The sequence below is a fragment of the Cellulosimicrobium cellulans genome, assembly GCF_042723955.1.
GTDB lineage: Bacteria > Actinomycetota > Actinomycetes > Actinomycetales > Cellulomonadaceae > Cellulosimicrobium > Cellulosimicrobium cellulans_H.
Map to the genome: position 1 here is coordinate 1 of NZ_JBHXIC010000053.1, position 6,557 is coordinate 6,557.

Sequence of the window (6,557 nt, forward strand, 5' to 3'; positions counted from 1 at the left end):
CACTCGACCCGGCCCCCGGCGGCGGCGCCCCCGGCCGCCCCGGGGCCGCGGCTGGTAGTGAGCCGCGAGCCCCCCGCCGGGGCCGTCAAGGTCGTGGGCGCCGACGACTCCGACGACGAGGACGCGCCCGCGCCCAGCGCGGTCGAGGTCCTGCGGACCGTGCCCGACGTCGCGATCGTGTGCGTGCACGTCGACGAGCCCGAGGCCGTCGAGGACGTCGCGGCGGTGCTCGCCGCGGCCGACGACGACGGCCCCGGTGCCGACGCGGCGCTCGACGCCGCGATCGACCGGGTCAACGAGCGCGACCTGCTCTGGTACGACTGGTCCGAGCTCAAGGACGTGCCGCGCGGCTGACGGGCACCGCGGTGCGGAGCTGCCGGTCGGGACCCAGTCGGTGCCCGACGGCGGTCCGCGTCAGCCGAGGCGGCCGAGCACCTCGTCGTGCAGCAGCCCGTTCGTCGCAACGGCGTTGCCGCCCCACGGGCCGTCGACGCCGTCGAGCGACGTGAACCGGCCGCCGGCCTCGGTGACGATGGGGACGAGCGCGGCCATGTCGTAGAGCTCGAGCTCGGGCTCGGCGGCCGCGTCGGCGGCGCCCTCGGCGACGAGCATGTACGACCAGAAGTCGCCGTAGCCGCGCGTGCGCCACGCGCCGCGCATGAGGTCGAGGAACGGCTCGAGCTTCCCGCGCTCCTCCCAGCCGTCGAGCGACGCGTAGGCGAGCGAGGCGTCGGACCACGACGAGACGCCCGACACCTGCATCCGCGACGCGGCGGCGAGCGACTTGCCCGTCCACGCGCCGGTGCCCTTCGCGGCCCACCAGCGCCGGCCCAGCGCGGGCGCCGAGACGAGCCCGACGACGACCTCGTCGCCGTCGGCGAGCGCGATGAGCGTCGCCCACACGGGTACGCCGCGCACGAAGTTCTTGGTCCCGTCGATCGGGTCGACGATCCAGCGCCGCGCGCCGTGACCGGTCTCGCCGAACTCCTCGCCGACGATCGCGTCGCGACCGCGCGCCCGGCCGAGCTGGCCGCGGATGATCTCCTCGGCGGTGCGGTCGGCGTCGCTCACGGGCGTCGAGTCCGGCTTCGACTCGACGTGCAGGTCGAGCGCCTTGAAGCGCGACATCGTGTGCGCGTCGACCTGGTCGGCGATCACGTGGGCGAGGCGCAGGTCGTCGTCGTAGCCGCGCGTCGAGGGGGGCGTCATGGCTCACACCGTAGCGGTGCAGCCCCGGGGCGAGGGCGGCGCCGCGCGGGCCAGGGCTCAGGCGGCGCCGGTGCGCGAGGCGAGCACGCGGCGGAACGACTCGAGGCGGGCGGCGCGCGCGGCGCGGGTCTCGTCGTCGGGCGACGCCTCGACCCACTCGTCGAGCGCGCAGTCCGGGGCGTCGTCCAGGTGGGTGCATCCGCGCGGGCAGCCCGCGGCGACGGCGTCGAGGTCCTCGAACGCGTGCAGCAGGTGGTCGACCTGGACGTGCGCGAGGCCGAACGACCGCACGCCGGGGGTGTCGATGACCCAGCCGCCGCCGGGCAGGCGCAGGGCGACTGCCGAGGTCGACGTGTGCCGGCCGCGGCCGGTGACGTCGTTGACGTGGCCCGTCGCACGCTGCGCGTCCGGGACGAGCGCGTTGACGAGCGTCGACTTGCCCACGCCCGAGTGGCCGACGAACACCGACGTGCGTCCGGCGAGCGCCTCGCGCACCGCGTCGAGCGGCTCGATCGCCCAGCCGTCCGGCGCGAGGCCGTCGGGCGCGCGGCGCGTCACGACGACGGACACCCCGAGCGGCTCGTACAGCGCGCGCAGCGGCTCCGGGTCGGCGAGGTCCGCCTTGGTCAGGCACAGCAGGACGTCCATGCCGGCGTCGTACGCGGCGACCACGCACCGGTCGATCATGCGCGTGCGCGGCTCGGGCTCGGCGAGCGCGGTGACGACGACGAGCTGGTCGGCGTTCGCGACGATGACCCGCTCGTAGGGGTCCGTGTCGTCGGCCGTGCGGCGCAGCACCGACGACCGGTCCTGGATGCGCACGATCCGCGCGAGCGACCCGTCGTCGCCCGACACGTCCCCGACGAGGTCGACGCGGTCCCCGCACACGATGCGCGTGCGGCCGAGCTCGCGCGCCTTCATCGCGAGGACCGTGCGCTCGTCGCCGCCGGTCCCGTCGCTCGGTCCGTCGACGGTCCGCTCGCCTTCACCGCCGTGGTTCCCGACGAGCAGCGTGTACCGGCCCCGGTCCACGCCCGTGACGAACCCCGTCACCGCGTCCGCGTGCTCGGGCCGCTGCTTGGTGCGGGGGCGGCTGCCATGCTTGCCGGGGCGCGCGCGGAAGTCGGACTCGTCCGGGACGCGGCGCGCCATCAGCGGGCCGCCGCTCCCGTGCCGGAACCGGTCCCGCCCCCGAGCATGCGCTCCCACATCCCCGCGAACCCGGGCAGCGTCTTGGCCGTCGTCTCGACGTTCTCGACGCCGACCCCCGGGACGCGCAGGCCGATGACGGCAGCGGACGTCGCCATGCGGTGGTCGTGGTACGTACGGAACAGCGCGCCGTGCAGGGGGCGCGGCGTGATGACGAGGCCGTCGCGCGTCTCCTCCGCCTGCCCGCCGAGGCGGGTGATCTCCGTCGCGAGGGCGGCGAGCCGGTCGGTCTCGTGCCCGCGCAGGTGGGCGATGCCGCGCAGGCGGCTGGGGGAGTCGGCCAGGGCAGCGAGCGCGGCGATCGTCGGCGCGAGCTCGCCGGCGGCGTGCAGGTCGACGTCGACGCCGCGCACCTCGCCCGTGCCCGTCACGGAGAGCACGTCGCCGTCCAGCGACGCGGTCGCGCCCATGGACTCGAGCAGCTCGGGGACCATCGCGCCCGGCTGGGTCGTCGCCGTCGGCCAGCCCGTGACGCGCACGGTGCCGCCCGCGACGAGCGCGGCGGCGAGGAAGGGCGCCGCGTTCGACAGGTCGGGCTCGACCTGCACGTCGCGCGCCGCGATCGGACCGGGCTCGACCCGCCAGATCGCGGGCCGGGAGTCGTCGACGACGACGCCGACCTCCCGCAGGACCTCGACCGTCATCTCGATGTGGGGCATGCTCGGCAGCGTGTGGCCGATGTGCCGCACCGTGAGGCCCTGGTCGTAGCGCGCGGCGGCGAGGAGGAGCCCGGAGACGAACTGGCTCGACGCCGACGCGTCCACGTCGACCGACCCGCCGCGCACCCGGCCGCGGCCGCGGATCGTGAAGGGGAGCGTCGTGGGCAGCCCGTCACCGTCGCCCTCGACCGGCACGTCGAGGGCGCTGAGCGCGGCGAGCACCGGGCCCATGGGCCGCACGCGCGCCTCCGCGTCGCCGTCGAAGCGCACCGTGCCGTCGGCGAGCGCGGCCAGCGGCGGGAGGAAGCGCATGACGGTGCCCGCCAGGCCGCAGTCGACCTCCACGGGACCGCGGAGCGTGCTGGGGGTGACGAGCAGCTCGCTCGGGGACGCGCCCTCCTCGATGCCGACCCCGAGCGTGCGCAGGGCGGCGATCATGAGGTCGGCGTCGCGGCTGCGCAGGGCGCCGCGCAGCGTGCCCGGCCCGTCGGCGAGCGCGGCGAGCACGAGCAGCCGGTTCGTCAGCGACTTCGACCCCGGGACCTCGACCGTCGCGTCGAGCGGCCCGCCCGCCGTGGGCGCGGCCCAGCCCTCGTCGACGGCGGGGGGCACGGGCGCGGCGGAGGGCGAGGTCGTCATGGCCTCCAGGCTAGTGGAGGGACCGCGCCCGGCGGCGGAGGGTCCCGGCGCGCGGACGCGTCACGACCGCGTCAGGCGACCTTCGCGCGGACCGCGGCCTCGGCGTCGTGCACGGCCCCCGTGGCCAGGGTCGCGGCGTGCTCCGCGGCCTGCTGGGCGGCCTTCGTGGCGCGCCGCGCCGAGCGTCCCGCCTCCTTGGCCGCGTTCTTCGTGGAGCGACCCGCCTCCTTCGCCGCTCCTCGGGCCGAGGCCGAGACCTCCTTCACGGCGCCCTTCGCGCCCGCGACCACGGCCTCCTGCTTCGCCTGCTTGGCGAGCGCCAGGTCGTGCCGCGCCTTCTCGAGCCGCCACTGCACGCCCGGGCGGCCCTCGTAGTCCGCACCCGCGATGAGCGCCGCGCCGATCGCGCCGACGTTCGCGACGAACTTGCGCGTGCGCTCGGAGCGCGTCGCCTCGCCCGAGGTGAAGGGCTGGTTGACGACCGCGAGCGGCACCGTGAGCGCGGCGAGCGTCAGGGCGGCCGTGCGGGGGGCCTTGCCGACGGCGAGGAACAGCCCGGCGACGGCCGTCGCGGCACCGTGGGCGCGCACGAGCGCCGCGACCTGCCTCTCGCTGAGCGGGGCCTCGATGCCGGCGCTCTTCTCGACGAGCTCGACGCCCGAGCGCGCGGCTCGCACGTGCTCGGCGGGCTTGAGCGCGGCCTGGAGCCCGTCGTAGACGAACCACGAGGCCAGCATGGGCCTCGCGAGGTGACGCAGCAGCATCGGTTCTCTCCTCATCGCCGGTGACTCGCCGGTGCCCGCTTCAGGCGTGCGCCGGTCGGTCCCAGCCTGCCGCGACCGCCGGGACGGCGCCACCCGCGGCCCGTGAGTCGCGCCTCACGTCGGAGCGTCAGAGCGCGCCGCCCGCGGCCTCCGGGGCGTCGGCCGACTCGCCGGCGTCGCCGATCGTCTCCCGCGCGACGAAGTTCTCGAGGTCGAACAGGTTGTCGCCCGCGCGCTGCGCGACGGTGAGCAGGGTCGTCGCGGAGGCGACCTCCTCCACCTGCTCCTTGAGGAACCACAGGAGGAACTGCTCGCCCAGGGCGTCGCCCTCCTCGCGCGCGGCGCGGAAGATCGCCTCGATCTGCGCCGTGACCTGCTTCTCCTGGTCGAGCGCGAGCCGCAGCGGCTCGACGACGTCCGCGAAGTCGTTGCGGACCGGGCCGGAGCCGGGGATCTCGACGGGCAGGTCCCGGTCGAGGTGGTACTGCACGATCATCATCGCGTGGTTGCGCTCCTCCACCGACTGCCGGTAGAAGTGCGCGGCGAGCTGCGGCAGGTCGTGCGCGTCGAACCACACGGCGATCGCGATGTACTGCTGGTGCGCGTCGAGCTCGTGCCCGACCTGCTCGCGCAGCAGGGTGAGGAAGCGGGACGGGGTCTGCGAGGTCGTCATGGCGCCACGCTAGCGACGCCGGGTGCGTCGCGCGCGCCGCGCTGTGCGGCGTCCCCGAGGCCGCGGGAATGTGCGAGGGCACGCGCGGGTTGCACCACTCGTGACCGCCCTGCTCGAGACCCCCGCACCCGCCGCCCGGGCCGCGTCGTCGACCCCCGAGGCGTCGACGGCGGACGCGGCGTTCGCCGCCGCGTGGTCGGCACCGGTCACGTCACCGGACACCCAGACGAACAGGGGACTAGGCTCGTTGTTGATGACAGAGCGAATCTCCGGCAGCGACGTCTCCGGCAGCCCCGCGACGACGTCGGGAACGACGCCGGTCGAGGGCACGACGCTGCCCACGGACACGGACGCCGAGGACACGAACCGCGCGCCGCAGACCGAGAGCGACGCCGCGCGCGCCGCACGGTTCGAGCAGGACGCGCTCCAGTACCTCGACCAGCTGTACTCCGCGGCGCTGCGCATGACGCGCAACCCGTCGGACGCCGAGGACCTGGTGCAGGAGACGTTCGCGAAGGCGTTCGCGGCGTTCCACCAGTACCGGCCGGGCACGAACCTCAAGGCGTGGCTGTACCGCATCCTCACGAACACGTTCATCAACACGTACCGCAAGAAGCAGCGTGAGCCGCAGCAGGCCCAGACGGACGACGTCGAGGACTGGCAGATCGCGCGCGCGGCGTCGCACACGTCGCAGGGGCTGCGGTCCGCCGAGGCCGAGGCGCTCGACCGCCTGCCGGACTCGGACGTGAAGCGCGCGCTGCAGGAGCTGCCCGAGGACCGACGGATGGTCGTGTACTACGCGGACGTCGAGGGCTTCCCGTACAAGGAGATCGCGGAGATCATGGGGACACCGATCGGCACGGTCATGTCCCGCCTGCACCGAGGCAGGCGCCAGCTGCGCGAGCTGCTGGCCGACTACGCCGTGAGACGAGGACTGGTGGGGGCCAAGAGCCCCGGAGGTGAGTCGTGAGCACGTCTGAGAGCCCGTTCCCCGGGCGCGGCCCGGTCGAGGAGCCGGTGACGCCCATCCCGCACTCGACGGCGGGGGAGTCCGAGTGCGAGCACGCGCTCACGCACCTGTACGAGTACCTCGACTCGGAGATGACGCCGGACGACGAGCTGCGCATGCGCGCGCACGTCGCGCACTGCTCGCCGTGCCTCGCCGAGCTGAGCGTCGAGGAGCTCGTCAAGCAGCTCGTGCGCCGCTCCTGCCACGAGAAGGCGCCCGCGGGGCTTCGCGAGCGCATCCACACGCAGCTCACGGTCATGGTCACGACGACGACGGTCGTCGAGACCCGCTGAGGGCCGTCCGCGGGCACTGCCCCGACGGACGGAGAACGAGAGAGGGGGCCGCGCCCCCGACGGGGGGGGGGGGCCCCGGGGCGCCCCCGGGGGGGGGGGGGG

At 75.3% G+C, this 6,557-nt stretch carries 8 protein-coding genes; 3 read left to right on the plus strand and 5 right to left on the minus strand.

Translation table 11 applies throughout. From position 1 onward, the window contains the following. Positions 1–354 (plus strand): DUF6912 family protein (locus tag ACFWH7_RS14195; RefSeq protein WP_378217155.1); only part of this gene is annotated, 354 nt, incomplete at its 5' end. A 60-nt stretch (positions 355–414) separates the two neighbouring features. Here the strand turns inward: ACFWH7_RS14195 and hisN are convergent. The 5 genes from hisN to ACFWH7_RS14220 all read right to left on the minus strand — a co-directional run bounded on the left by hisN (position 415) and on the right by ACFWH7_RS14220 (position 5,153). Further along, the gene (gene hisN / locus ACFWH7_RS14200) at positions 415–1,209 is read right to left on the minus strand and encodes a histidinol-phosphatase (RefSeq protein ID WP_378217156.1); all 795 of its coding nucleotides are present in this window, start codon (positions 1,207–1,209) and stop codon (positions 415–417) included. Positions 1,210–1,266: 57 nt separating this feature from the next. Next, entirely contained in the window at positions 1,267–2,361 is a 1,095-nt protein-coding gene (gene rsgA / locus ACFWH7_RS14205) for a ribosome small subunit-dependent GTPase A (protein WP_378217157.1), read from the minus strand. Next, positions 2,361–3,716 carry a 3-phosphoshikimate 1-carboxyvinyltransferase gene (aroA, locus tag ACFWH7_RS14210; protein WP_378217158.1) on the minus strand — a complete coding sequence of 452 codons (1,356 nt, stop codon included), beginning with the start codon at positions 3,714–3,716 and terminating at the stop codon, positions 2,361–2,363. Before aroA ends, rsgA begins: the two co-directional genes overlap by 1 nt. A 71-nt stretch (positions 3,717–3,787) precedes the next feature. Beyond that, complete coding sequence (locus ACFWH7_RS14215) at positions 3,788–4,480, minus strand: DoxX family protein (RefSeq protein WP_378217159.1); 693 nt, start codon at positions 4,478–4,480, stop codon at positions 3,788–3,790. A gap of 127 nt (positions 4,481–4,607) precedes the next feature. Then, positions 4,608–5,153, minus strand: a complete 546-nt coding sequence (locus ACFWH7_RS14220; RefSeq protein ID WP_087469543.1) for a ferritin — start codon at positions 5,151–5,153, stop codon at positions 4,608–4,610. 253 nt (positions 5,154–5,406) lie between these two features. Here ACFWH7_RS14220 and ACFWH7_RS14225 point away from each other — a divergent pair, with 253 nt between their 5' ends. Further along, on the plus strand, positions 5,407–6,123 hold the full coding sequence (locus ACFWH7_RS14225; protein ID WP_047232220.1) for a sigma-70 family RNA polymerase sigma factor: 717 nt from the start codon (positions 5,407–5,409) through the stop codon (positions 6,121–6,123). Beyond that, positions 6,120–6,455: a mycothiol system anti-sigma-R factor gene (gene rsrA / locus ACFWH7_RS14230; RefSeq protein ID WP_255318747.1), complete on the plus strand. Its 336-nt coding sequence runs from the start codon at positions 6,120–6,122 to the stop codon at positions 6,453–6,455. The genes ACFWH7_RS14225 and rsrA overlap by 4 nt, the downstream gene beginning before the upstream one ends. The last annotated feature ends 102 nt before the right edge of the window (positions 6,456–6,557 follow it).

Coding starts and splice junctions, on each gene's coding strand:
- hisN (WP_378217156.1), bottom strand. CDS start 1,209: ATGACGCCCCCCTCGACGCGCGGCTACGACGACGACCTGCGCCTCGCC.
- rsgA (WP_378217157.1), bottom strand. CDS start 2,361: ATGGCGCGCCGCGTCCCGGACGAGTCCGACTTCCGCGCGCGCCCCGGC.
- aroA (WP_378217158.1), bottom strand. CDS start 3,716: ATGACGACCTCGCCCTCCGCCGCGCCCGTGCCCCCCGCCGTCGACGAG.
- ACFWH7_RS14215 (WP_378217159.1), bottom strand. CDS start 4,480: ATGCTGCTGCGTCACCTCGCGAGGCCCATGCTGGCCTCGTGGTTCGTC.
- ACFWH7_RS14220 (WP_087469543.1), bottom strand. CDS start 5,153: ATGACGACCTCGCAGACCCCGTCCCGCTTCCTCACCCTGCTGCGCGAG.
- ACFWH7_RS14225 (WP_047232220.1), top strand. CDS start 5,407: ATGACAGAGCGAATCTCCGGCAGCGACGTCTCCGGCAGCCCCGCGACG.